Source organism: Streptomyces sp. NPDC049541, from assembly GCF_044465725.1.
Classification (GTDB): Bacteria; Actinomycetota; Actinomycetes; order Streptomycetales; family Streptomycetaceae; genus Streptomyces.
Genome location: NZ_JBITLY010000008.1, coordinates 65,247 through 88,354, shown reverse-complemented (window position 1 = coordinate 88,354; position 23,108 = coordinate 65,247). Strand labels below are relative to the sequence as shown.

Below are 23,108 nucleotides of genomic sequence, written 5' to 3'. Positions count from 1 at the left end.
CTGGCCGCACTGGCCGGCTACTTCGTCGCGCACGCCCTGCAGCCGCCGCCACCCGGCCTCCCCACCCTGCGCGCCTTCCAGCGCGCCCAGGGCGACACCGCCCTCGCCTGGCTCAGAAGACGGCTGAAGGCCTCGTAGTCGAAGCAGCCGCGCCTCCACCGGCGCCCGCATCAGGCGGACACGGACGCCGTCACCGTCGCTCTGGCCGCGCTGGCCGGCTACTTCGTCGCGCACGCCCTGCAGCCGCCGCCACCCGGCCTCCCCACCCTGCGCGCCTTCCAGCGCGCCCAGGGCGACGCCGCCCTCGCCTGGCTCAGGAGACGGCTGAAGGCCTCGTAGCCGAGGAAGCCGCCTCCACCAGCGCCCGCATCACCCGCAGGTCGTCCCCCATCTCCGGATGCCACTGCACGCCCAGCACCCAGCCGTCGGCGGACGGCAGTTCCAGCGCCTCCACCGTCCCGTCCGCCGCGTGGGCCGAGGCGATCAGGCCGGTGCCGAGCCGGTCGACGGCCTGGTGGTGATAGGTCGGTACGGAGGTCTCCTCGGGCACGGCGGCGGCGTACCGCGTGCCGGGCACCGGCTTGACCGGGTGGTGGCCGAAGACGCCGACGACCTCGGCGTGGCCGTCGATGTGCTGGACGAGCGTGCCGCCCAGGGCCACGTTCAGGAGTTGCATACCCCGGCAGATGCCCAGCAGGGGGATCCGGGCGGCCAGGGCGGCATCGATCAGCGCCAACTCCCAGGCGTCCCGGGCACGCGCCGGCGGGCCCGTCCGCGGATGGGGCTGGGCGCCGTAGTGGACCGGCTCGACGTCCGGGCCGCCCGCGATCACCAGACCGTCGAGACGCGCGACAGCCGCGCAGGCGTGCTCCGGAGCATCCGGCGGCAGCAGCGCCGCGAGTCCGCCCGCCCGCTGCACCAGCCGCGGGTAGCCGGCCGGCAGCAGCGCGGCCTCCAGCTCCCACACGCCCCAGCGCGCCCCGGCCTCCAGATACGTGCTGATGCCGATCAGCGGCCCGTCCGCCATGCGTCCTCCCGGTCCCGCAAAGGATTGTATTCATACCTTTGCCGAGGGGTGCCCTCGAAGGCAAGGCTTCCGGGAAAGCGGCTCCTCACGCCAGGAAGCCCCTGAGCAGCGCCGCCGTCCCCGCGCAGTGCTCCCGCATCATCTCCCGCGCCCCGTCCGCGTCCCCGTCCAGGACCGCCTCCACCAGCGCGACGTGCTGCCGCTGCGAGTGCTCCAGGTTGCGGACGAGCAGCGGGATGCAGTCGAGCAGGTCGTTCACCGTCGCCCGGACCGCCGCGTACTGCGCGGTCAGCGTCGGCGATCCGCTCAGCTCGGCCAGCGTCAGATGCAGCATCGTGTCCAGCCGCCGGTAGTCGGCGAGCGGGGCGTCGCCCGTGCGGGCCAGCGCCTCGCGCAGCCGGTCCGCCTGCTCCTTGCCCAGGCCGTGCGTCGCGCACAGGCCGGCCGCCCCGACCTCCAGGACCTCCCGGAAACGCAGGACGTCCTCGATATCGACCTCGGCGACCCGGCGCCGCAGCTCGTCCTCGCCGCCCGCGTCCGCACGCGGCAGGACGAACGTGCCGCCGTAGCGCCCGCGCCGGGACTCCACCAGACCCTGGTCCTGCAGCACCTTCAGCACCTCACGCAGTGTCACCCGGCTGATCCCGAGCCGCTCCGCCAGCTCCCGCTCGGCGGGCAGCCGCTCGCCCCCCGGCACCAGGCCCAGTCGTACGACCTGCAGGATCTGCTCCAGAGCCTCCTCGAAGCCGTTGCCCGCGCGCACCGGCCGCAGTACCGGTGTGAGCCGGTCCTCCAGGCTGCCGTCCGGATCCAGCGACATCCCGCCGCACCCCCTTCCCAAGCAATGGTTCTCCGCAATACCTTATGGCTTCCGGCCCGGTGGAAAAAGCGAGCAGAAGCCGAAGGAGCTCTCCCGTGGCAGACCGCACACCCCCGCTCAGCGTCGAGGAACTGCATGCCCTCGTCGCGAGCGGTGAGATCGACACTGTCGTCCTGGCCTTCCCCGACATGCAAGGTCGGCTCCAGGGCAAGCGGTTCGCCGCACGTTTCTTCCTCGACGAGGTCCTCCACCACGGCACCGAGGGCTGCAACTACCTCCTCGCCGTCGACACCGAGATGAACACGGTCGACGGCTACGCGATGTCCTCCTGGGAGCGCGGCTACGGCGACTTCGCCATGCACCCGGACCTGCGCACCCTGCGCCGGGTGCCCTGGAACGCCGGTACCGCCATGCTGATCGCCGACCTCGCCTGGAACGACGGCTCGCCCGTGGTCGCCGCCCCGCGGCAGATCCTCCGCCGCCAGCTGGAACGCCTCGCCGAGCACGGCTTCACCGCCCAGGTCGGCACCGAGCTGGAGTTCATCGTCTTCAAGGACACCTATGAGCAGGCCTGGGACGCCAACTACCGAGGGCTGACGCCGGCGAACCAGTACAACATCGACTACTCGGTGCTCGGGACCGGGCGCATCGAGCCCCTGCTCCGCCGCATCCGCAACGAGATGGCGGGCGCGGGACTGACCGTCGAGTCCGCCAAGGGCGAGTGCAACCCCGGCCAGCACGAGATCGCCTTCCGCTACGACGACGCCCTCGTCACCTGCGACCAGCACGCGATCTACAAGACCGGCACCAAGGAGATCGCCGCCCAGGAGGGCGTGTCGATCACCTTCATGGCCAAGTACAACGAGCGGGAGGGCAACTCCTGCCACATCCACCTCTCCCTCGCGGACGCGGCGGGCAACAACGCCATGGCGGGCTCCTCCGACGACCCCGGCGGCATGTCGGACGTGATGCGGTACTTCCTCGCCGGACAGCTCGCCGCCCTGCGGGACTTCTCGCTCCTGTACGCCCCCAACATCAACTCCTACAAGCGGTTCCAGCCGGGCTCCTTCGCCCCGACCGCCGTCGCCTGGGGGTACGACAACCGCACGTGCGCGTTGCGGGTCGTGGGTCATGGGCGGTCCCTCCGGTTCGAGAACCGGCTGCCCGGCGGTGACGTCAACCCGCACCTCGCCGTCGCCGGGCTGGTCGCGGCCGGGCTGTACGGCATCGAGCAGAAGCTGGAGCTGCCCGAGCCCTGTCCGGGGAACGCCTACACCGCAGAGTACGAGCACGTCCCGACCACCCTGCGCGAGGCCGCCGAGCTCTGGGAGAACAGCCCCATCGCCAAGGCCGCCTTCGGCGACGAGGTCGTCGCGCACTACCGCAACATGGCGCGCGTCGAGCTCGAGGCCTTCGACGCCGCGGTGACCGACTGGGAGCTGCGCCGCTCCTTCGAACGCATGTGAGGCCCCTGTTGTCCGCCGAGCACGAACTCGTCGTACTGAACCCGGCCACCGAGGAGGTCGTCGCCACCGTCCCCGCCGCCGAAGCGGCGGAGGTGGATCGTGCCGTCGCCCGCGCGGTGTCCGCCCAGCGGACCTGGGCGGCCGCGACACCCGCCGACCGGGCCCGGCTGCTGCGCCGCTTCGCCGACGTCGTCGACGCGCACGTCGAGGAGCTGGCCCAGCTGGAGGTCCGCGAGGCGGGCCATGTCCTCGGCAACGCCCGCTGGGAGGCCGGCAACGCCCGTGACCTCCTGCTGTACTCCGCGGGCGGCGCCGAACGCCTCCTCGGCAAGCAGATCCCGGTGTCCGGCGGCTGGGACGTCACCTTCCAGGAGCCGCTCGGCGTGGTCGGCGTCATCGCCCCCTGGAACTTCCCGATGCCCATCGCCGCCTGGGGCTCCTTCCCGGCGCTCGCCGCGGGCAACGCGGTCGTCCTCAAGCCCGCCGAGACCACCCCGCTGACGGCCCTGCGCCTGGCCGAACTCGCCCTGGAGGCGGGCCTGCCGGAGCACCTCTTCCAGGTCGTCCCGGGGTACGGCCACACCGCAGGACGTGCCCTCGTCGACCACCCCGACGTGGCGAAGATCGTGTTCACCGGCTCCACCCGCACCGGCCGCGAGGTCATGGAACGCTGCGCCCGCCTGGTCAAGCCGGTCACGCTGGAACTCGGCGGCAAGAGCCCCAACATCGTCTTCGCCGACGCCGACCTCAGGACCGCCGTCGACCCCTTCTCCTTCCTGGACAACTCCGGCCAGGACTGCTGCGCCCGCACCCGGATCCTGGTCCAGGAGACCGTGTACGACGAGGTCCGCGAGCTGCTCGCCGACGCGCTGGCATCCGTCGTCGTAGGCGACCCGGCCGACGAGAAGACCCAGATGGGCCCGCTGATCAGCCGTCAACAGCTGGACCGCGTACGGTCGTTCGTGCCCGACGAGGCACCGGCCCTGCGCGGCGGCGCCCCCGACGGGCCCGGGTTCTGGTTCCCGCCGACCGTCCTCACCGGCGAGCGGCACGACTCGGAGGCGGCCCGCGAGGAGATCTTCGGGCCCGTCGCCGTCCTGCTGCCCTTCACCGACGAGGCCGACGCGGTCCGCCTCGCCAACGACACCCCGTACGGACTGGCCGGCTCCCTGTGGACCCGCGATCTGGGCCGCGCCCTGCGCGTCTCGCGAGCCGTCCGCGCCGGCAACCTCTCCGTCAACTCCCACTCCAGCGTCCGCTACTGGACCCCCTTCGGCGGGTACAAGCAGTCCGGCCTGGGCCGCGAGCTCGGCCCGGACGCCCTGACCGCCTTCACCGAAACCAAGAACGTCTTCATCAGCACGGAGGCCTGACCGCTCATGACCGAACAGCCTGTTACATCTCCTGGGGGTTCCCCCCAGACCCCCGGCTGCCGCCGCCTGGTGGGCCGTACGGCCGTCATCACCGGAGCCGGCAGCGGCATCGGCCTCGCCACCGCGCGCCGACTCGCCTCCGAGGGCGCGAACATCGTCTGCGGCGACGTCGACGAGGCCCGCGGCAAGGCGGCCGCCGACGAGGTCGGCGGGACCTTCGTCAAGGTCGACGTCACCGACGCCGAGCAGGTCGAGGCCCTCTTCAAGACGGCCTTCGACACCTACGGCAGCGTCGACATCGCCTTCAACAACGCGGGCATCTCGCCGCCCGACGACGACTCCATCCTGGAGACCGGCCTGGAGGCCTGGAAGCGCGTCCAGGAGGTCAACCTCACCTCCGTCTACCTGTGCTGCAAGGCCGCCATCCCCTACATGCGGCAGCAGGGCAAGGGCTCCATCATCAACACCGCGTCCTTCGTGGCCCGGATGGGTGCCGCCACCTCCCAGATCTCGTACACGGCCTCCAAGGGCGGTGTGCTCGCCATGTCCCGCGAACTGGGCGTGCAGTTCGCCCGCGAGGGCATCCGCGTGAACGCCCTGTGCCCGGGCCCGGTCAACACCCCGCTCCTCCAGGAACTGTTCGCGAAGGACCCCGAGCGGGCCGCCCGCCGCCTGGTGCACATCCCGGTCGGCCGGTTCGCCGAGGCCGAGGAGATCGCCGCCGCCGTCGCCTTCCTGGCCAGCGACGACTCCTCCTTCGTCAACGCCACCGACTTCCTGGTGGACGGCGGAATCGCGGGCGCGTACGTCACGCCCCTGTAGGGACGAAACGGTACGGTCCACGCGTATGCGCCCCCTTCTCGCGTGGACCCTGGCCGCGGCCGCCGCCCTGGCGGCCGCTCCCACCGCACCGCACGTCCCCCCGCCCTCGAACTGCCCCCGCCTGACCGGCATCTGGTACGGCGACAACCGCGCCCGCCTCCAGCAGGTGATCGACGAGCGGGGCACCTGCTCGGGAGCCGGCGGCCACCCGGTCGCCGTCTTCGACTGGGACAACACCGTCACCAGGAACGACGTCACCGACGCCACCCTCTCCTGGGCCCTCAGACACGACCGGCTCCTGCGCCCGGCGCGCTGGAAGGACACCAGCCCCTGGCTCACGGAGGCCGCCGACCACGCCCTGACCGAGGCCTGCGGCACCGGTACCCCCGAACCCCTGCGCACCTCGACCGACCCCCGCTGCACGGACGAGATCCTCGACATCCGCGAGAACGCCACCACCGCGAGCGGCGCCCCCGCCTTCGCCGGCACCTGGAACCACCGCCGCACCGTCCCGCAGTACGCCTGGATCCCCCAGCTCTTCGCCGGCCGCACCCCCGCCGAACTCGCCTCCTACGCCCGCCAGGCCCGCACCGAGGCCCTGGCGGCCCCCATCGGCGCCACCCGCACACTCGGCACCCACACCGTGCCCGCCTACGTCCGCTACTACGACCAGCAGCGCGACCTCATCCGCACCCTCCAACGGGCCGGATTCGACGTCTACATCGTCTCCGCGGGCTCCGAACCGATCACCGAGGTCTGGTCCCGGGCCATCGGCATCGACCCCGCCCACACCATCGCCATCCGCTCGCTCCTCGACCGCCGCGGCCGCATCACACCCAGCAACCAGGGCTGCGGCAACGTCCCCGCGACCCGGGGCACGGTGATCCCGTACATCGACGGCAAACGCTGCTGGATCAACCAGGAGATCTACGGCGTCCAGGGCGCCGCCGCCTGGCAGCGGCAGCCGTGGCCGCGGCGCCCGGTCCTCGCGGCCGGGGACGCCGACACCGACGTCACCTTCGTCGGCGACGCGACCGGCGCACACCTCGTCCTCAACCGCAACAAGCCGGAACTGATGTGCCGGGCCTACGACAACGCCGACGGCCGCTGGCTGATCAACCCCATGTTCATCGACCCCCTGCCGCGCAGGCCGGACCCGTACCCGTGCTCCACCAAGGCCCACAACGCGTCCGACGGCGCCAAGGACGCCCTCCTGCGGGACGACGGCTTCGTCGTCCCGGACCAGGCGGACACCGTGTACTGACCGGCAGTCCACCGCCTAGAGGAACGTGTGGCCCTCCCCGCGGTACGTCGGGACGGTCGCCGTCACCGCGTCCCCCTCGATCAGATGCAGCACGTCGAAGCGCTCGCACAGCTCACCGGCCTTGGCGTGCCGGAACCACACCTTGTCGCCGACCAGGAGGTCGTCGGCGGGGGAGCCGAGCAGCGGGGTCTGCACCTCGCCGGGCCCCTCCTGGGGGTCGTAGCGCAGCCCCTCGGGCAGGTACGGGACGGGCAGCCGGTCGCTGCCGGGCGCACCGGAGGCGGGGTAGCCGCCGCCGAGGACCGTGACGACCCCGACACCTGGGCGCCGTACGACGGGCTGGGCGAACAGGGCCGCCGGACGGCCGCTGAACGAGGTGTAGTTGTCGAACAGCCGCGGCACGTACAGCCCCGAGCCGGCGCCGATCTCGGTGACGGCGTCCTCGGCGGCCGTGTACTGCACACTGCCGGTGCCGCCGCCGTTGACGAACTCCAGATCCGGTACGACGGCCCGCACCGCACGCACCACCTCGCCGCGCCGCTCGGCCAGCTCCCGGCGGGCCGTCGCCTGCATCAGCCGTACGGCACGCGACCGCAGCGGCCGCCCGGCCACTGAGTCACCCACGCCTGCGATATGGCCCTCGTACGCCATGATCCCCACGACCTTGAACCCCGGCCGGCGGGCCACCAGCCGGGCCATGTCGGCGACCTGGGCGGGGGAGTGCAGCGGCGAGCGACGCGCCCCGACGCGCACCCGCCCCCCGAGCAGCTTCAGGGAGGTGTCCAACTCCAGGCAGACCCGGATGACTTCACGCCCGCCGTCGCGGGCCTCGTCGATGAGCCTCAGCTGTGCGGGATCGTCGATCATGACGGTCACGGCGGAGGCGAGTTTCGGGTCGGAGGCAAGCTCGGCGAAGCGGGCGCGGTCCGCGGACGGATAGGCGAGCAGGACGTCGTCGAATCCGCCGCGCGCCAGCCACAGGGACTCGGCGAGGGTGAAGGACATGATGCCCGCGAACCCGTCTTTCGCGAGGACCCGCTCCAGCAGGGCCCGGCAGCGGACGGACTTGCTGGCGACCCGGATCGGCTTGCCGCCCGCGCGGCGCACGAGATCGTCCGCGTTGGCGTCGAAGGCATCCAGGTCCACGATGGCGAGAGGAGCGTCGAGATGGGCGGTGGCCCGGTCGTAACGGACCCGGTCGGCGGCGCGCGCAGTCATGAACGAAGCCTGCCAGACAGGATTACCGCAGGGTAGGGGGACGTTCCGGGCAGATGCCTCGTGCTCGTGGACTGGTTCCCGTATCGACAGGGGCAGCCCGTAGAGTGACGCGCACGTACGGCGGAACGGCGGCGGTTGCACATGCATCCGGATGCCGGTCCGTTCGTGCGGGTATGCGTGCCCGGGACGGACTGGCCCGGCGTCGATCGGTTGAGCACAAGGACGACGGCCCGCGTACAGGTAGACGGCCCGGGCGCGAGGAAACGGGGGGCGCATGAGCACGGAAGCGCAGCACGCCTCCATTCCGCCGCGCCCTGCCCAGCCGCCGACCGTCGGGTCGTCGCCGTCGGAAAGCCGGCCGCAGGACGCCGAGACGGCCTCCGGCGGGGCCTGGTCCCCGTGGCGAGGCTCCGAACGCTTCGAGGCCTTCGGCCGCCGCACCCCCTCCACGGGTTCGAACGCCCAGCCCGAACCGACCGGGGACGGTCTGGTGGGGGGCGAGGCCTGGTCGAGCCCGCAGACTCCACCCCCGCCGCAGCCCTCGGCCCGCTTCCCGGACGCCCCTCCGGCGGCCGGCCGCGAGGAAGCCCGCACACCCGCACCCCGCACCGCCGTACCCCCACGCCCGAACCACCGCCCCACCCCCACGGAAACCCCCCAGGAATCCACCACACGCCTGGGCCCGATCCCCCCGACCACTCCCACTGCTCCGGGCACGCGCCCCGGGTCGCCATCCGCGGATCCGCGCGGCCGCCCCGATTCGGCCGCTGGTGGGATGCCTTCGGCGCGGGCGGTTTCGGGTTCTGGTTCGGCTGTTCCGGCGGGTTCGGGTGCTTCGGACGGTCCGGGCGCGCGGTCGGGATCGCCGTCTGCTGATCCGCGGCGCCGTGGTGATTCGGCTGCTGGTGGGATGCCTTCGGCGCGGGCGGTTTCGGGTTCTGGTTCGGCTGTTGCGCCGGGTTCGGGTGCTTCGACCGGTCCGGGCGCGCGGTCGGGATCGCCGTCTGCTGATCCGCGGCGCCGTGGCGATTCGGCCGCTGGTGGGATGCCTTCGGCGCGGGCGGTTTCGGGTTCTGGTTCGGCTGTTGCGCCGGGTTCGGGTGCTTCGGACGGTCCGGGCGCGCGGTCGGGATCGCCGTCTGTAGGCCCGTCGCACCGCCCTGAGTCGGCCGCGTCCGCGTCTGCTGCTCGTCCGGCGAAGACCCCTGGTGGTACCACGCCCGCGGCCCCCGCCGATCCACCGCGGCGCCCCGGCTCGGCTGCCGGGCCCATGCCGCCTGCCCGTCCGGGTGCTGCCGCGCAGTCGGCCGGCCGTCCCGGCGGCGTCCAGCCTGCGGCGGACGGCCGCCGGGACACTGCCCCGCCGCCCCGCCCGGCCACTGCCCCCGCTGATCCGCCCCGTCGGTCCGGCTCGGCTGCCGGGTCCGTGCCGCCTGCCCGTCCGGGTGCTGCCGTGCAGGGCAGTACCCCGACGGCGGCGGATGCCCGCCCGACTGCTTCCCCTGGCCAGCCGGCCCGGCGGCCCGGCTCGTCCCCGTCGGTGCCCCCCGCCCGGCCTGGGGCAACCCCCGACGGGGCCGCACCTCCCATGCCCTCCGTCCGTCCGAGCGCCGGCCCCGCATCGCAGTCGCCGCCCATGCCGCCCCTGCCGGGCACTCGGGTGGAGGGTCTGGGGCCCGACCCGGCGCTTTCCTGGAGTGCTCCGGGGGTGCCCGGTGGGGGACTCGGGGGCGGGCGGCCCGTGGTGTCGTTCGGGGAGCCCGAGGGGTACGACGAGCGGGTCCGGCCGCGGCCGCTCGGGGGACGGGTGCGTTCGCGTACCGTCGCCGTCGCCGCCTGTGTCGTGCTCGGGCTCGGCCTCATCGGCGGGGCCGTGACCGGGAGTTGGCTGGTCGGAGGCCCTGGGGACGACGGCGGGCAGGACACGTTCGCCGCGGCCGGGGACCTGTGGCACAACGTGCCCGTGGACCGGCTGTTCCCGCGCACCGTGCAGGGCACGGGCGCCGGGCCCGGCGGCGCCGACCGGACCTGGACCCGCATCGCCGTCGCACCGGACAGCGGCTGCAAGGACGCCTTCGACCCGGTGCTGCAGAAGGCCCTCGCACCGGTCGGCTGCCAGAGGCTGCTCCGCGCCACCTACACCGACGCCACCCAGAGCTTCGTCACCACCGTCGGCCTCCTGTTCACCGAGGCCGACCCCGCATCCATGAACTCCCTCGCCAAACGCTTCCAGAGCCAGGGCCTCGGCACCCGCACCGACCTCATGCCCCGCCCCTACGCCGCGAAGAACACGGCCGCCGCCCGCTTCGGAAACAAGCAGCGCGCCTCCTGGACCGTCTCCGTCCTCACCGACGCCCCCGTCGTCGTCTACGCCGTCTCCGGCTGGGCCGACGGCCGCACCGTCGACACCCCGGTCCCGGCCGAGCAGGCCACCGAGGCCGGCGCCACCGCGGCCCCCGCCCAGGCAGGCCTGGGCAACGAGGCCCAGGGCCTCGCCGACCGCATCGAACGGGCCCTGCGCAAAGACGTCACCTCGCCCACGGAGAACCCCTCGTGACGCGTCGCACCGCAGCGCTGAGCGTCCTGCTCGCCGCCTCCCTCGCCCTGGTGCCGTCCACCGTCGCGCACGCCGACGGCATACGCGCCCAGCAGTGGGCCCTCGACGCCCTGCACACCCAGCAGGCCTGGCAGATCACCAAGGGCAGGGGCATCACCGTCGCCGTCCTCGACACCGGCGTCGAGGCCGACCACCCCGACCTCGTCGGCAACGTCCTGCCCGCACAGGACATGATCGGCTTCGGGGCCAAGCAGGGCGACCGGGCCTGGGCCCGGCACGGCACGGCCATGGCCGGCATCATCGCCGGGCACGGACACGGCCCCGGCGACGCCGACGGCGTCATGGGCGTCGCCCCCGAGGCGAAGATCCTGCCGGTGCGGGTCATCCTCGAAGACGGCGACACCGCCCGCGGCAAGGCCCGCTCCACCCGCGGCAACGCCCTCGCGGAAGGCATCCGCTGGGCCACCGACCACGGCGCCGACGTCATCAACCTCTCCCTCGGCGACGACTCCGCCTCCGCCCACCCCGAACCCGCCGAGGACGAGGCCGTCCAGTACGCCCTGAAGAAGAACGTGACCGTCGTCGCCTCGGCCGGCAACGGCGGCGACAAGGGCGACCACGTCTCCTACCCGGCTGCCTACCCGGGCGTCATCGCCGCCACCGCCGTCGACCGCTTCGGCGTCCGCGCCTCGTTCTCCACCCGCCGCTGGTACGCCACCGTCAGCGCCCCCGGCGACAAGATCGTCATCGCCGACCCCGACCACAAGTACTACGAGGGCTGGGGGACCAGCGCCGCCTCGGCATTCGTCTCGGGCGCGGTCGCCCTGATCAAGGCCGCCCACCCCGGGCTGACCCCCGCCCAGATCAAGCAGCTCCTCGAGGCCACCGCCCGCAACCCTCCGGCCGGTGGCCGCGACGACTCCCGCGGCTTCGGCCTGATCGACCCGGTCGCCGCGATCAAGGCCGCCGGTCGCCTCAAGCCCAAGCGCCTGCAGGCGGTGTCGTACGGCGAGAAGTACTTCGGCCCAGGACCCGACGAGTCCAAGTCCGGTGGCGGCACCAGCGACTGGGCGGCCCCGCTCGCGGGCAGCCTCGGCGGGGTCCTTCTCGTCGCGGCCGGCGTCCTGTGGCGCGGCCGCCGCCGACGCTTCGACGGCTTCTGAGCCCGCCGGCCCGTCACTCCGGGACGGACGCGGAGGGCGAGGCGGACGCAGCGAGCGCCGAGACCGCCGCCTTCGCCGCCGACTCGACCAGCGAAATCCCCTTCGCCTGCGTCGAGTTGCCCTTGGACAGCACGGCCACCAGGTAGTCGCGGCCGTCGACCGTCACCCGCCCGATGCTGTTGATGTCCCACAGCCCGGTGGTGCTGCGCGGCAGCCAGCCGTTCTTCAGCGCCCACGCGGAGCCGTCGGCCGCCGCCGACACACCCCACTGCTGGTCGGTCTCGATCCGTCCCATCAGCCCCCGCAGATACGTCTGCGAGGCATCGCTCAGCTTCGAGTCGTCCCCGAACACCTGCTGCAGCAGCGTGAGCTGATCGGCGGACGTGGTCTGCGTCAGCCCCCACAGCATGCCGTCGCCGCCCTCGGTGTCCGTGAGCCCGAGCCGCTTGTTGGCCGCGTCGAGACCCTCCGCCCTGCCGATGGTCCGCCACAGCTCGGAGGCGGCGGTGTTGTCGCTGTTCTCGATCATCGTGGCGGCGTACGACTTCTCGCTCGCCGTGAGGTGCCGGTCCGTGTCCTGCGCCTGGAGCAGCAGCGCCGCCAGAATGTCGACCTTGACGATGCTCGCCGTGTCGAACGAGCCGTCCCCGTACGAGGCGCTCTCGCCCGAGTCCAGGTCCAGCACCGCCACCGACACCTCGGCGCCGTCCTCGACGGGCACCGACTCAACGGCCGCGGCCAGCAACGCGTCGTGGTCCACCGCCGGCTCCGCCACAGGTTCCACCGCATCCTCCCCGTCCGCCGTGGCCGAGGGGGAGGCCGACGCCGTCGCCGACGACGATACGGGGCCCGCACCGGAGTGCGCCCGGGCCTTCACATACACGGTCCCCGCGGCCGTACCCCCGACGACGACCACGACGGCGAAGGCGGTGTGGAGCACGGTGCGCGCCCTGGACGGACGGGCGCGGCGGCTGCGACGGGCTCTGGGGGACTCCATCCCGCGATGCTGGGGGCGGCGACTGTGCGCCCCGTTAGACGGACGTTAGATGTGCGTCAGGGAAATCTGAGAAAGCCGTGAACCCTGTGAACCGGCGGTTTCCGGGGCCGCACAAGCCCAGCAGCATCCCCCCGATATCCGCCCGATAGGGTCGGTGACCGTGGCGAACAAGAACATTCCCGACTCCGGCTTCTCCGACGACGACGGCACCGCCGACCCCCGGCTGGCCGCCGCGCTCACCGCCTGGGCCGAGGACCGCACCGCCGTGGGCCCCGTCCTGGAGGCGCTCAGGGGCGCCCGGCTGCTCGTCCCCGTGGTGGCCGTCCTCGGCGAGGTCGAGGAGGACGAGAACGGTCTGCGCCGCGAGAAGACCAGCGACATGGCCGTACCGACCCTCAAGGCCGGCTCCCGCACCGCCCTGCCGGCCTTCACCTCCACCGACTCCCTGGCCCGCTGGGACCCGGCGGCCCGCCCCGTCGCCGTACCCCTGCACCAGGCGCTGCAGGCCGCCGCGCACGAGAACGCGGACACGGTGGTACTGGACCTGGCCGGACCTGTGCCCTTCGAACTGACGGGCTCCGCGCTGCTCGCGCTCGCGGAGGGACGTACGACGGCCGACCCGCTGGCCGACCCGGCCGTACGGGAGGCGGTACGCACCGCGGTCGCCGCCGAGCCCGCCGTGCTGCGCGCCCACCTCGGGCCCGGCCAGGCCGACGGCACCCTCGCCCTCGTACTGGACGAGTCCGCCGCACCCGCCGAAGCCGCCCGCGCTGTCGCCGAGCGCCTCGCCGCCGACGAAACACTGAGGGCCCGCCTGGTGCGTGGCCTCGACCTGGCACTGCTGCCGGCCGGGGCGACGGCGCCTGGCGAGCCCTTGTACGTACGGTGATCGACTAGCCGTAGACGGGGCCCGTGTACTTCTCGCCCGGGCCCTGGCCGGGCTCGTCCGGCACCAGCGAGGCCTCGCGGAACGCCAGCTGCAGCGACTTCAGGCCGTCGCGCAACGGCGCCGCGTGGAAGGAGCTGATCTCGGTCGCGCTCGCGTCCAGCAGACCGGCCAGCGCGGTCACCAGCTTGCGGGCCTCGTCCAGGTCCTTGTACTTGTCGCCCTCCTCGGTCAGACCGAGCTTCACCGCGGCGGCGCTCATCAGGTTGACGGCGACCGTCACGATCACCTCGACGGCGGGGACCTCGGCGATGTCGCGGGTCATGGCGTCGAAGTCGGCGGGGGACTCGGAAGACTCAGGAGGGGTGTCACTCATGCCCCACACGATAGGGCCCGGTGCAGGCCGGTTAGCACCACCCCCGGGTTGCTGCTAACCTTGTGTGACGACCGGCTGGACGCTCGCGTGTCCGGCCCACAAGTGGAGGCTCCGATCTCCCACCCGACCGTCCCCCGGGACGGCGGGTCACCCCGGTCAGGCGGCCACCATCGTTCCGTACGGACGATGGAGTCGCCCGAAAGCGCGCCCCGCGTCATCGCGGCGGTGCTCCGGTAGTGCTTTGGAGCCCCGCCTGTGATCGTCCGGGGCATTTTTCATGCTTCGGCGCGGTTAGGTCTAACGAAAGAGACATACGCGGCTGTCCGCCAGACCGCCGTGTGGTGCTAACCGAGGAGGATCCATCAGCGCCGAGCCCCGCATCAACGACCGGATTCGCGTTCCCGAGGTGCGACTTGTCGGTCCCAGTGGCGAGCAGGTGGGCATTGTCCCGCTGGCCAAGGCACTGGAGCTTGCGCAGGAGTACGACCTGGACCTGGTCGAGGTCGCGGCGAACGCCCGTCCGCCCGTGTGCAAGCTCATGGACTACGGGAAGTTCAAGTACGAGTCGGCCATGAAGGCCCGTGAGGCGCGCAAGAACCAGGCGCACACGGTCATCAAGGAGATGAAGCTCCGGCCGAAGATCGACCCGCACGACTATGACACCAAGAAGGGTCACGTCGTCCGGTTCCTCAAGCAGGGCGACAAGGTCAAGATCACGATCATGTTCCGTGGTCGCGAGCAGTCCCGGCCGGAGCTCGGCTACCGACTGCTGCAGCGTCTCGCGGAGGACGTCCAGGACCTCGGTTTCGTCGAGTCGAACCCGAAGCAGGACGGCCGAAACATGATCATGGTCCTCGGTCCGCACAAGAAGAAGACCGAGGCGATGGCCGAGGCCCGCCAGGCGCAGGAAGCCCGCAAGGCAGAAGCGAAGGCCAACCCCGGCAAGTCGCAGAACGCCGCGGACTCCGAGAACGCCGTGGAGACCGAGGCCCCTGCCGAGGCTTCCGCCGAGGCGTGATCCCGGGGGACGCAGGTCCCCAGGATGTAACCGAAACACGAACGACGCTCCACCGTGCCCGGTTTTCGTGACCGGGCACCGGAGCGCCACCGACGAGGAGAGAACGGCGCTATGCCGAAGAACAAGTCGCACAGCGGTGCCAGCAAGCGCTTCAAGGTCACCGGCTCCGGCAAGGTGCTCCGTGAGCGCGCCGGCAAGCGCCACCTGCTCGAGCACAAGTCGTCCCGCGTGACGCGTCGCCTGACCGGCAACGCCGAGATGGCCCCGGGCGACGCCGCGAAGATCAAGAAGCTTCTCGGCAAGTGACGTGAGCGGCGCCTGATCGTTCGATCGCCGAGCGCCGTACGTCTGGACCGGGACCCAATCGTTTCCGGGCCGTGTGAGTCCAACCACGGCCCCGCTACAAGGAGTTAACAAGTGGCACGCGTCAAGCGGGCAGTCAACGCCCACAAGAAGCGCCGGGCGATCCTCGAGCAGGCCTCCGGCTACCGCGGTCAGCGTTCGCGCCTGTACCGCAAGGCCAAGGAGCAGGTCACCCACTCGCTGGTCTACAACTACAACGACCGCAAGAAGCGCAAGGGTGACTTCCGCCAGCTGTGGATCCAGCGCATCAACGCCGCTGCCCGCGCCAACGGCATCACGTACAACCGCTTCATCCAGGGTCTGAAGGCCGCGAACGTCGAGGTCGACCGCAAGATCCTGGCCGAGCTGGCCGTCAACGACGCCACCGCGTTCGCCGCGCTGGTCGAGGTTGCGCAGAAGGCCCTGCCGGCGGACGTCAACGCGCCGAAGGCCGCGTGACGCTTCTCGCTGCGCTGGCTTGAGCCGACGTGACATGAGGGACCCGCAGGCCTCCGGGCTTGCGGGTCCTGTTGTGTAGTTTTCCGAAAGTGAGCCCCATGCCCTCCGCCAGCCCCGAGCTGATCTCCCCCCGTTCCCCCCGCGTCTCCGCCGCCCGGCGGCTCGCCAAGCGGAACTTCCGGAGCAAGGAGCGGCTGTTCCTGGCCGAGGGGCCGCAGGCTGTGCGGGAGGCGGCGGCCTACGGGGACACGTTGGTCGAGCTGTTCGCGACGGTCGAGGCCGCCGAGCGGTACGCCGACATCATCGGCGAGGCACGAGCCACCGGCGCCCGGGTGCATCTCGCTGCTGACGACGTGATCGCCGACATCTCGACCACCGTCACCCCGCAGGGGCTCGTCGGGATCTGCCGGTTCATCGACACGCCCTTCGAGGAGATCCTGGCCGCCGAGCCGAAGCTGGTGGCCGTACTCGCGAACGTGCGCGACCCGGGGAACGCCGGGACCGTGCTGCGGTGCGCCGATGCCGCCGGCGCCGAGGCCGTCGTACTGACCGACGCGTCCGTCGACCTCTACAACCCCAAGGCCGTACGGGCCTCCGTGGGCTCGCTGTTCCATCTGCCCGTCGCCGTCGGCGTCCCCGTCCAGGAGGCGGTCGAGGGGCTCAGGCGGGCCGGGGTGCGGATCCTCGCCGCCGACGGGGCCGGGACCGACGACCTGGACGACGAACTCGACAAGGGCACCATGGGCGGGCCGACCGCATGGGTGTTCGGGAACGAGGCGTGGGGGCTTCCGGAGGAGACCCGTGCACTCGCGGACGCCGTGGTGCGCGTGCCGATCCACGGGAAGGCCGAGAGCCTGAACCTCGCCACCGCGGCCGCCGTATGTCTGTATGCGTCGGCCCGTGCACAGCGCGCCTCCACAGGGTGCCGCTCTGTCACCGGGGCCTAGTAGGGTGACCAGCTCGGGGGCCACCTGCGCCGTCTGAAGGGTGGGGTTGCGGGGAATGAGTGTCGGCACGAGCAGGGCACGGGGATCACGGGACGCGCGGCGCGCGCCCGCGCCCCGGCACGGCGATCTCGCCGAGCTCGGCATCGACCCCGACGACCTGCCCGACGGCCTGGTCGTCGCCGACGAGCACGGCCATGTCATCTGCTTCAACGCCGCCGCCGAGCGCATCACCGCCGTCCCGGCCCGGGACGCCCTCGGGCAGCGGCTGGAGAAGGCGCTGCCGTTAGAGGACCTGGAGGGTCGGCGCTGGTGGCAGCTGACCGACCCGTACGGCGGGCTCGCCATTCGCCGGCGGCAGCCCGAGCGGAATCTGCTGCTTCCCGGGGGACGCGAGGTCCTCGTGTCGGCCCGGTACGTCCGCGGTGAACCCGCAGGCCCGGTCCGCCGTGTCGTCGTCTCGCTGCGCGACACCGAGGCCCGCCGCCGCACCGAGCGCAGTCACGCGGAGCTGATAGCGACCGTGGCCCATGAACTCCGCTCGCCCCTGACCTCCGTGAAGGGCTTCACCGCCACGCTCCTCGCCAAGTGGGAACGCTTCACCGACGACCAGAAGCGGCTGATGCTGGAGACCGTCGACGCCGACGCCGACCGGGTCACCCGGCTCATCGCCGAGCTGCTGGACATCTCCCGGATCGACAGCGGGCGCCTTGAGGTGCGGCGCCAGCCCGTCGACATCGGGGCGGCCGTGGGGCGGCACATCCAGGCGTACGTCGCCGCCGGGCAGCCCGCCGACCGGTTCCTGCTCAGGATCGAGCAGCCGCTGCCCTCGCTGTGGGCCGATCCCGACAAGATCGACCAGGTGCTGAGCAACCTGCTGGAAAATGCGGTGCGGCACGGCGAGGGAACCGTCACGATTGACATCACGGCCACGGAGTCCCCCCGCGAGGACGAAGGCCATGAAGCAGCAGCCACGTCGGTCACCGTGAGCGACGAGGGGCCCGGCATCCCGGAGGAGTCCATGAACCGCGTCTTCACCCGCTTCTGGCGGGGCAGCAAGCGCGGTGGCACGGGCCTCGGGCTCTACATCGTCAAGGGCATCGTCGAGGCCCACGGCGGCACGATCACGGTCGGCCGCGGCCCCCAGGGCGGCGCCGAGTTCCGATTTACGTTGCCCGTGGCGGCCCCGGCGTATCTCACCTGAGAGCCGGAGAGCGGCCACGGGCGCATTCGTACACCTCCACCCCGTTAGACTCGGCCTTTGGCACCTTTGTGTCCCATGGACGGCCCTCTGACCTCTGTGTGAGTCGGTGACGGGGACCTTCAGCCAGCCAATCGGAAGCACGGGAAGAGATGTCGGCACCGAATAAGTCGTACGACCCTGTAGAGGTCGAGGCGTTGAAACCGGAAGAGATCGAGCGCATGCGGGACGAGGCGCTCGCCGCCTTCGCTGCCGCGGACTCCCTCGACGCGCTCCAGGAGGCCAAGGTCGCCCACACCGGGGGCACCTCCCCGCTGGCCCTCGCCAACCGCGAGATCGGCGCCCTGCCCCCGCACGCCAAGGCCGCCGCCGGAAAGCTGGTCGGCCAGGCCCGCGGCGCCGTCAACAAGGCGCTCGCCGGCCGCCAGGCCGAGCTGGAGGCCGAGCGGGACGCGCGCGTGCTGGTCGAGGAGTCGGTGGACGTCACGCTGCCGTACGACCGCGTACCGGCCGGCGCCCGCCACCCCCTGACCACCCTCTCGGAGCGCATCGAGGACGTCTTCGTGGCCATGGGCTACGAGGTCGCCGAGGGCCCCGAGATCGAGGCCGAGTGGTTCAACTTCGACGCGCTCAACATCGGCCCGGACCACCCGGCCCGCGGTGAGCACGACACCTTCTTCGTCGAGACTGCGTCCCATAGCGGCTCCGCCGCGGGCAAGGGCGGCACCGAGTCCGGTGTGGTGCTGCGCACCCACACCTCGCCGGTCCAGATCCGCTCGCTGCTCAGCCGTGAGCTGCCGGTCTACGTGATCTGCCCGGGCCGGGTGTACCGCACCGACGAGCTGGACGCCACGCACACCCCCGTCTTCCACCAGGTCGAGCTGCTCGCCGTGGACGAGGGCCTGACCATGGCCGACCTCAAGGGCACCCTGGACCACATGGTCCAGTCCCTGTTCGGCGAGGGCATGAAGACGCGGCTGCGGCCGAACTTCTTCCCGTTCACCGAGCCGTCCGCCGAGATGGACATGGTGTGCTACGTCTGCCGCGGCGAGTCCGTCGGCAACCCCGACCGCCCCTGTCGCACCTGCTCCTCCGAAGGCTGGATCGAGCTCGGCGGCTGCGGCATGGTCAACCCGCGGGTGCTCACCGCCTGCGGCGTCGACCCGGAGAAGTACAGCGGCTTCGCCTTCGGGTTCGGCATCGAGCGGATGCTGATGTTCCGCCACAACGTCGAGGACATGCGAGACATGGTCGAGGGTGACGTCCGGTTCACCCGGCCGTTCGGGATGGAGATCTGATGCGGGTCCCGCTTTCTTGGCTGCGGGAGTACGTCGACCTGCCGGCGACGGAAACCGGCCGTGACGTCCAGGAGAAGCTCGTCTCGGCGGGGCTCGAGGTCGAGACCGTCGAGCACCTCGGCGCCGACCTCAAGGGCCCGCTCGTGGTCGGCAAGGTGCTGACCATCGAGGAGCTGACGGAGTTCAAGAAGCCGATCCGCTTCTGCACCGTCGACGTCGGCCAGGCCAACGGCACCGGCGAGCCCCAGGAGATCGTCTGCGGCGCCCGCAACTTCGCCGTCGGCGACAAGGTCGTCGTCGTGCTCCCGGGCGCCACCCTGCCCGGCGGCTTCTCGATCTCCGCGCGCAAGACCTACGGCAAGACGTCCCACGGCATGATCTGCTCCAGCGACGAGCTGGGCATGGGCGACGACGGCACGCACGGCATCATCGTGCTGCCGCCGGAGGCCGAGGTCGGCAAGGACGCCATCGAGCTGCTCGAGCTGGTCGACGAGGTCCTGGACATCGCCGTCACCGCCAACCGCGGCGACTGCCTGTCCATCCGCGGCGTCGCCCGCGAGACCGCCATCGCCTACGGCCTGCCGCTGCGCGACCCGGCCCTGATCGACGTACCCGGCCCGAACGCGTTCGGCTACCCGGTACAGGTCTCCGACCCGCTCGGCTGCGACCGCTTCACCGCGCGCACGGTCACCGGGCTCAGCCCCGAGGCACGCTCCCCGATCTGGCTGCAGCGCCGGCTCCAGAAAGTCGGCATGCGCCCGGTCTCGCTCGCCGTCGACGTCACCAACTACGTGATGATGGAGCTCGGCCAGCCGCTGCACGCCTACGACCGCTCGCTGGTCCAGGGCACCATCGGCGTGCGCCGCGCCGAGCAGGGCGAGAAGCTCGTCACGCTCGACGGAGTCACCCGCACCCTGGACGCCGAGGACCTCGTCATCACCGACGAGCGCGGCGCCATCGGTCTCGCGGGCGTCATGGGCGGCGCCAACACGGAGATCGCCGACCACGACGACACCGAGAAGTCCACGAGCGACGTCGTGATCGAGGCCGCCCACTTCGACGCGGTCTCCATCGCGCGCACGGCCCGCCGCCACAAGCTGTCCTCCGAGGCGTCCCGCCGTTTCGAGCGCGGCGTCGACCCCGAGGCCGCGGCCGCCGCCGCACAGCGCACGGTCGACCTGCTGGTGCTGCTCGCGGGCGGCACCGCCGAGGCCGGCGTCACCGAGGTCATCACGCCGTCCGCCCCGCACACCATCACCGTCCCGGCCAACCACCCGGACAAGGTGGCCGGCGTCGACTACGGCCGCGAGACCGTCGTACGGCGGCTGCAGGAGATCGGCTGCGACGTGTACGGGCAGGACGAGCTGATCGTCACCGTGCCGTCCTGGCGGCCCGACCTCCTCGAGGTCAACGACATCGCGGAGGAGGTCATCCGCCTGGAGGGCTACGAGAACCTGCCCTCCACGCTGCCCAAGCTCCCCTCGGGCCGCGGCCTCACCCACCGGCAGCGGCTGCACCGCCGGGTCGGCCGCGCGCTGGCCGGGACGGGCTATGTCGAGGCGCCCAACTACCCCTTCGTCAGCGAGCAGGTCTTCGACCAGCTGCTGCTGGACGCCGACGACCCGAACCGCCGCGTCGTCAAGCTCACCAACCCGCTCAGCGACGAGGAGCCCGCGCTGCGCACGTCGCTGCTGCCGGGCCTCCTCGGCGCCCTGCGGCGCAACAACGGCCGCGGCTCGCACGACCTCGCTCTGTTCGAGACCGGGCTGGTGTTCCTCCCGCGTGAGGAGCAGAAGACCGCCGTCGCCCTGCCCGTCGACCGGCGCCCCACCGACGAGGAGATCGCCGAACTGAACGCCGCGCTGCCCGAGCAGCCGCGCCATGTCGCCGTCGTCCTCGCGGGCGCCCGTGAGCAGGCCGGCTGGTGGGGCAAGGGCCGTCCGGCGGACTGGGCCGACGCGGTCGAGGCGGGGCGCGTCGCCGCGCGGGAAGCCGGAGCCGAACTGATCGTCCGCAAGGGTCAGTACGGTCCGTGGCACCCGGGCCGCTGCGCCGAGCTCCTGGTCGTCGTCGACGGTACGGAGACGGTCGTCGGGCACGCGGGTGAGCTGCACCCGCGGGTCGTGAAGGCCCTCGGGCTGCCCGAGCGCACCAGCGCGATGGAGATCGACCTGGATGTGCTGGAGCAGGTCGGCAACCACACCCCGCAGGCGCCGGGCATCTCCACGTTCCCGGTGGCCACGCAGGATGTCGCCCTGGTCGTCGACAAGTTCGTGCCGCACGCCGACGTTGAAGCTGCGCTGCGGGACGGGGCGGGTGAGCTCCTGGAGGCGATCCGGCTGTTCGACGTGTACGAGAACGCCGAGCAGTTGGGTGAGGGGAAGAAGTCGCTGGCGTATGCGCTGCGGTTCCGGGCGCCCGACCGGACTCTGACCGTTGACGAGGCCTCCGCGGCGCGCGACGCAGCGGTTGCCCTCGCGGGCGAGCGGGCGGGAGCGGTTCTTCGGGGCTGAGTTCGCCCAAGGGGCGGGGAGCTGTTGCTTCGTCAGCGGCTGCGGGTCTTCTCTGGCTTGTCGCGCAGTTTCCCGCGCCCCTTAAGGGGCGCTCTCCCCGCCTGGTGAATATGCTCCCCACCTGCATAAATGCGGATGGCCTGGAAGTTGTCACTCGTTTGGGTGGCAACTTCGGGTGATCTGGCCCTGTCCGGCCATGCCGTGGACAGAATCGGACCGGCCTTTCGAGGTCGGTCCGTCTGTGCTTCGGGGCCTGAGTGGGGGGCCAATCGGCATGATCCGCATCAAGGCTGGTGTTCCCCGCGGGGCGGGGCGGCTGCCGTTGCGCCGGGTGCTCGCGCTGGGGCTGCCCGCGGTGTGGGGCGCCATGGCGATCACGTACAAGCTGGCCTGTCCGCTCGCCCAGCAGAACGGGCTGGGGGCGCGCATCGGTAGCAGTGCCGTCTTCTTCGCGGTCGGGACCGGGCTGATACTCCACGTCCGGCATGTGATGCTCCGCGAGCTCAGAGAGGTGCGGCAGGTCGCGGGGGCCGCGCAGAGTGTGCTGCTGCGGCCGCTGCCGCCGCGGATCGACGGGCTGAACATCGCCGCCGCCCAGCTGTCCGCGGACCGCTGTGCGGCCGTCGGAGGCGATCTGTACGAGGTCATCGCCACCGAGCACGGTGTGCGGGTCGTGATGGGCGATGTGCGCGGGCACGGACTCTCCGCCATCGGTACGGTCGCCGCCGTGCTCGGCAGCTTCCGCGAGGCCGTGCACGACGAGGCCGAACTCGGCAGTGTGCTGCGGCGGCTGGAGCGGGCGCTGGCCCGGCATCTGCGGGAGCGGGCCCGCGCCGAGCATCCCTCGGCCGGAGCGGAGCCGGACAACCCGGTCGCCGAGGAATTCGTCACCGTACTGCTGCTGGAGATCCAGCGGGACGGTGAGGTGCGCGTCCTCAACTGCGGGCACCCCTGGCCGTATCTGCTGGGTCCGGCCCGGGCCGAACTGCTGACCCGGGCCGAACCGCTCCCTCCCCTCGGGCCGTTCCCGTTGCCCGCCGAGCTGTCCGCCCTGCCGTGCGGCCGGCTGCTGCCGGGCGAGGCGCTGTTCCTGCACACGGACGGTGTCGAGGACGCCCGTGACGGACGTGGCCGGTTCTTTCCGCTGCCGGCCGCGCTCGCCGAGGCGGTGGGCGCCGGCCCGGTCTCCCCGCAGTCGGTACTGCGCGCCGTCTTCACCAGACTGCTGCGCCACGCAGGGGGAAGACCAACCGACGACGTAGCGCTGCTGGTCCTGCGCAACGACCGCCGCCATGCTGTACGCCCTGCTGGGGAACCGGTCGGCCACCGGGTACCCCGCCGCTTCTAAGGGGCGCGGGGAACTG

Annotated in this window: 19 protein-coding genes and 3 pseudogenes; 17 read left to right on the top strand and 5 right to left on the bottom strand. The window is 72.0% G+C overall.

Annotation, left to right across the window (positions count from 1 at the left end; genetic code table 11):
- Both ACIBW9_RS28625 and ACIBW9_RS28620 read left to right on the top strand, forming a co-directional pair.
- A pseudogene (locus ACIBW9_RS28625) lies at positions 1-138 on the top strand (aminoglycoside phosphotransferase family protein); the annotation flags it as partial.
- A gap of 36 nt (positions 139-174) precedes the next feature.
- A pseudogene (locus ACIBW9_RS28620) lies at positions 175-339 on the top strand (aminoglycoside phosphotransferase family protein); the annotation flags it as partial.
- Here ACIBW9_RS28620 and ACIBW9_RS28615 read toward each other — a convergent pair.
- Both ACIBW9_RS28615 and ACIBW9_RS28610 read right to left on the bottom strand, forming a co-directional pair.
- The gene (locus ACIBW9_RS28615) at positions 314-1,027 is read right to left on the bottom strand and encodes a gamma-glutamyl-gamma-aminobutyrate hydrolase family protein (protein WP_398959861.1); all 714 of its coding nucleotides are present in this window, start codon (positions 1,025-1,027) and stop codon (positions 314-316) included. The pseudogene ACIBW9_RS28620 and the gene ACIBW9_RS28615 sit on opposite strands and share 26 nt — an antisense overlap.
- Positions 1,028-1,112: 85 nt before the next feature.
- Positions 1,113-1,847, bottom strand: a complete 735-nt coding sequence (locus ACIBW9_RS28610) for a FadR/GntR family transcriptional regulator (RefSeq protein ID WP_398959859.1) — start codon at positions 1,845-1,847, stop codon at positions 1,113-1,115.
- A gap of 95 nt (positions 1,848-1,942) precedes the next feature.
- Between ACIBW9_RS28610 and ACIBW9_RS28605 the strand changes: the two genes are divergently transcribed.
- Genes ACIBW9_RS28605 through ACIBW9_RS28590 form a run of 4 tightly spaced genes read left to right on the top strand, consistent with a single transcriptional unit; the run spans position 1,943 to position 6,772 of the window.
- Positions 1,943-3,313, top strand: coding sequence for a glutamine synthetase family protein (locus ACIBW9_RS28605; RefSeq protein WP_398959857.1), 1,371 nt, complete (start codon positions 1,943-1,945; stop codon positions 3,311-3,313).
- 8 nt (positions 3,314-3,321) lie between these two features.
- The gene (locus ACIBW9_RS28600) at positions 3,322-4,686 is read left to right on the top strand and encodes an aldehyde dehydrogenase family protein (RefSeq protein ID WP_398959855.1); all 1,365 of its coding nucleotides are present in this window, start codon (positions 3,322-3,324) and stop codon (positions 4,684-4,686) included.
- Between the two features lie 6 nt (positions 4,687-4,692).
- Positions 4,693-5,508: a 3-oxoacyl-ACP reductase gene (locus ACIBW9_RS28595; protein ID WP_398959853.1), complete on the top strand. Its 816-nt coding sequence runs from the start codon at positions 4,693-4,695 to the stop codon at positions 5,506-5,508.
- 25 nt (positions 5,509-5,533) lie between these two features.
- On the top strand, positions 5,534-6,772 hold the full coding sequence (locus ACIBW9_RS28590) for a haloacid dehalogenase-like hydrolase (protein WP_398959851.1): 1,239 nt from the start codon (positions 5,534-5,536) through the stop codon (positions 6,770-6,772).
- A 15-nt stretch (positions 6,773-6,787) separates the two neighbouring features.
- Here the strand turns inward: ACIBW9_RS28590 and ACIBW9_RS28585 are convergent, their stop codons facing one another.
- Positions 6,788-7,990, bottom strand: coding sequence for an amino acid deaminase/aldolase (locus tag ACIBW9_RS28585; RefSeq protein WP_398959849.1), 1,203 nt, complete (start codon positions 7,988-7,990; stop codon positions 6,788-6,790).
- A gap of 1,741 nt (positions 7,991-9,731) precedes the next feature.
- Here ACIBW9_RS28585 and ACIBW9_RS28580 point away from each other — a divergent pair.
- The gene (locus ACIBW9_RS28580; protein WP_398959847.1) at positions 9,732-10,547 is read left to right on the top strand and encodes a hypothetical protein; all 816 of its coding nucleotides are present in this window, start codon (positions 9,732-9,734) and stop codon (positions 10,545-10,547) included.
- Positions 10,544-11,710: a type VII secretion-associated serine protease mycosin gene (mycP, locus tag ACIBW9_RS28575; protein ID WP_398959845.1), complete on the top strand. Its 1,167-nt coding sequence runs from the start codon at positions 10,544-10,546 to the stop codon at positions 11,708-11,710. The genes ACIBW9_RS28580 and mycP overlap by 4 nt, the downstream gene beginning before the upstream one ends.
- A gap of 13 nt (positions 11,711-11,723) precedes the next feature.
- On the opposite strand, the gene ACIBW9_RS28570 is transcribed toward mycP, so the two are convergent.
- Positions 11,724-12,707, bottom strand: coding sequence for a serine hydrolase (locus ACIBW9_RS28570; RefSeq protein WP_398959843.1), 984 nt, complete (start codon positions 12,705-12,707; stop codon positions 11,724-11,726).
- 160 nt (positions 12,708-12,867) lie between these two features.
- Between ACIBW9_RS28570 and ACIBW9_RS28565 the strand changes: the two genes are divergently transcribed.
- Positions 12,868-13,596: an SseB family protein gene (locus tag ACIBW9_RS28565; RefSeq protein ID WP_398959841.1), complete on the top strand. Its 729-nt coding sequence runs from the start codon at positions 12,868-12,870 to the stop codon at positions 13,594-13,596.
- A gap of 4 nt (positions 13,597-13,600) precedes the next feature.
- Here the strand turns inward: ACIBW9_RS28565 and ACIBW9_RS28560 are convergent, their stop codons facing one another.
- On the bottom strand, positions 13,601-13,969 hold the full coding sequence (locus ACIBW9_RS28560) for a DUF1844 domain-containing protein (protein WP_266953624.1): 369 nt from the start codon (positions 13,967-13,969) through the stop codon (positions 13,601-13,603).
- A 336-nt stretch (positions 13,970-14,305) separates the two neighbouring features.
- Between ACIBW9_RS28560 and infC the strand changes: the two are divergent.
- The 8 genes and pseudogenes from infC to ACIBW9_RS28520 all read left to right on the top strand — a co-directional run bounded on the left by infC (position 14,306) and on the right by ACIBW9_RS28520 (position 23,092).
- Positions 14,306-14,987, top strand: a pseudogene (gene infC, locus ACIBW9_RS28555) (translation initiation factor IF-3).
- A gap of 111 nt (positions 14,988-15,098) precedes the next feature.
- Positions 15,099-15,293, top strand: coding sequence for a 50S ribosomal protein L35 (rpmI, locus tag ACIBW9_RS28550; RefSeq protein WP_004933563.1), 195 nt, complete (start codon positions 15,099-15,101; stop codon positions 15,291-15,293).
- Between the two features lie 111 nt (positions 15,294-15,404).
- Positions 15,405-15,788, top strand: coding sequence for a 50S ribosomal protein L20 (rplT, locus tag ACIBW9_RS28545; RefSeq protein WP_004933571.1), 384 nt, complete (start codon positions 15,405-15,407; stop codon positions 15,786-15,788).
- Between the two features lie 98 nt (positions 15,789-15,886).
- The gene (locus ACIBW9_RS28540) at positions 15,887-16,735 is read left to right on the top strand and encodes a TrmH family RNA methyltransferase (RefSeq protein WP_398959836.1); all 849 of its coding nucleotides are present in this window, start codon (positions 15,887-15,889) and stop codon (positions 16,733-16,735) included.
- A gap of 55 nt (positions 16,736-16,790) precedes the next feature.
- Complete coding sequence (locus ACIBW9_RS28535; protein ID WP_398959834.1) at positions 16,791-17,936, top strand: ATP-binding protein; 1,146 nt, start codon at positions 16,791-16,793, stop codon at positions 17,934-17,936.
- A gap of 149 nt (positions 17,937-18,085) precedes the next feature.
- On the top strand, positions 18,086-19,231 hold the full coding sequence (pheS, locus tag ACIBW9_RS28530; RefSeq protein ID WP_398959832.1) for a phenylalanine--tRNA ligase subunit alpha: 1,146 nt from the start codon (positions 18,086-18,088) through the stop codon (positions 19,229-19,231).
- Positions 19,231-21,744 (top strand): phenylalanine--tRNA ligase subunit beta, encoded by a 2,514-nt coding sequence (gene pheT / locus ACIBW9_RS28525; RefSeq protein ID WP_398959830.1) that lies wholly within the window; start codon positions 19,231-19,233, stop codon positions 21,742-21,744. Before pheS ends, pheT begins: the two co-directional genes overlap by 1 nt.
- A gap of 274 nt (positions 21,745-22,018) precedes the next feature.
- Entirely contained in the window at positions 22,019-23,092 is a 1,074-nt protein-coding gene (locus tag ACIBW9_RS28520) for a PP2C family protein-serine/threonine phosphatase (RefSeq protein ID WP_398959828.1), read from the top strand.
- The last annotated feature ends 16 nt before the right edge of the window (positions 23,093-23,108 follow it).

Bases quoted from the DNA above. Each gene is read 5' to 3' on its own strand.
- ACIBW9_RS28615 (WP_398959861.1), bottom strand. From the start codon at position 1,027: ATGGCGGACGGGCCGCTGATCGGCATCAGCACGTATCTGGAGGCCGGG.
- ACIBW9_RS28610 (WP_398959859.1), bottom strand. From the start codon at position 1,847: ATGTCGCTGGATCCGGACGGCAGCCTGGAGGACCGGCTCACACCGGTA.
- ACIBW9_RS28595 (WP_398959853.1), top strand. From the start codon at position 4,693: ATGACCGAACAGCCTGTTACATCTCCTGGGGGTTCCCCCCAGACCCCC.
- ACIBW9_RS28590 (WP_398959851.1), top strand. From the start codon at position 5,534: ATGCGCCCCCTTCTCGCGTGGACCCTGGCCGCGGCCGCCGCCCTGGCG.
- ACIBW9_RS28585 (WP_398959849.1), bottom strand. From the start codon at position 7,990: ATGACTGCGCGCGCCGCCGACCGGGTCCGTTACGACCGGGCCACCGCC.
- ACIBW9_RS28570 (WP_398959843.1), bottom strand. From the start codon at position 12,707: ATGGAGTCCCCCAGAGCCCGTCGCAGCCGCCGCGCCCGTCCGTCCAGG.
- ACIBW9_RS28560 (WP_266953624.1), bottom strand. From the start codon at position 13,969: ATGAGTGACACCCCTCCTGAGTCTTCCGAGTCCCCCGCCGACTTCGAC.
- rpmI (WP_004933563.1), top strand. From the start codon at position 15,099: ATGCCGAAGAACAAGTCGCACAGCGGTGCCAGCAAGCGCTTCAAGGTC.
- ACIBW9_RS28540 (WP_398959836.1), top strand. From the start codon at position 15,887: ATGCCCTCCGCCAGCCCCGAGCTGATCTCCCCCCGTTCCCCCCGCGTC.
- ACIBW9_RS28535 (WP_398959834.1), top strand. From the start codon at position 16,791: ATGAGTGTCGGCACGAGCAGGGCACGGGGATCACGGGACGCGCGGCGC.
- pheS (WP_398959832.1), top strand. From the start codon at position 18,086: ATGTCGGCACCGAATAAGTCGTACGACCCTGTAGAGGTCGAGGCGTTG.
- pheT (WP_398959830.1), top strand. From the start codon at position 19,231: ATGCGGGTCCCGCTTTCTTGGCTGCGGGAGTACGTCGACCTGCCGGCG.
- ACIBW9_RS28520 (WP_398959828.1), top strand. From the start codon at position 22,019: ATGATCCGCATCAAGGCTGGTGTTCCCCGCGGGGCGGGGCGGCTGCCG.